Below are 342 nucleotides of genomic sequence, written 5' to 3' on the forward strand. Positions count from 1 at the left end.
CAAAGCGCAAGGCGGCGCGGTCTTCTGGGGTGATGAGACCGGCCTGCGCTCCGATGACGTGCGCGGCCGCGGCTATGCGCCCCCGGGCCGCACGCCGGAGGTGCGGGTCAATCATAAGCGGGCCAACCTCGGCCTGATCTCGGCGGTGACCAACAAGGGCGAGTTGCGCTGGATGGTGCTGGACGGCGCCATCAAGGCGCCGGACCTGCTCCGCTTCCTTGCCCGTCTGGTCCGGGACGCCGGGCAGAAGGTCTTCCTGATCCTCGACCGCCTGCCGGTCCATCGCTCGGCCAAGGTCCGCGACTGGCTCGTCGGGCGTGAGGCCGAGATCGAGGTGTTCCA

Annotated in this window: 1 protein-coding gene; it reads left to right on the forward strand. The window is 69.6% G+C overall.

Annotated elements, in window-relative coordinates; all coding sequences use genetic code 11:
- Positions 1-342, forward strand: a 342-nt coding sequence (locus E2C06_RS37070) for a transposase (RefSeq protein WP_193560551.1), incomplete at both ends; no start/stop codon positions are given.

The sequence above is a fragment of the Dankookia rubra genome, assembly GCF_004355005.1.
Lineage (GTDB): Bacteria > Pseudomonadota > Alphaproteobacteria > Acetobacterales > Acetobacteraceae > Paracraurococcus > Paracraurococcus ruber_A.